General features: G+C 52.0%; 1 protein-coding gene. It reads left to right on the top strand.

Translation table 11 applies throughout. From position 1 onward, the window contains the following. Positions 1-331 (top strand): hypothetical protein (locus NXS07_RS21060; RefSeq protein WP_258087641.1); only part of this gene is annotated, 331 nt, incomplete at both ends.

Genomic DNA, 331 nt, shown 5'->3' on the forward strand with positions numbered 1-331 from the left:
AGGCGGCACGGGATGCCGAGGAGAATAAACTGCATGGGCGTATTGATACCGAGCAGACAACCCGAACACAGGCCATCACCGACAGCAACAAACGCACCGATCAGTTAATTGCCAACGAACAGGCCGCACGGGATGCGGTTGATAATATTTTACAAAACAATATTAATTCAGAACGTAATGAACGTGCACAGGCTATCACGGACAGCAACAAACGTACCGATAAACTGATTGCCAACGAACAGGGATCACGCACTCAGGCCATCGCGGACAGCAACACCCGCACCGATAAACTGATTGCCAGCGAACAGGCGGCACGGGATGCCGAGGAGAA

Origin of the sequence: Xenorhabdus bovienii (assembly GCF_024721015.1) — a bacterium.
In the GTDB taxonomy this organism is placed as follows: domain Bacteria; phylum Pseudomonadota; class Gammaproteobacteria; order Enterobacterales; family Enterobacteriaceae; genus Xenorhabdus; species Xenorhabdus bovienii.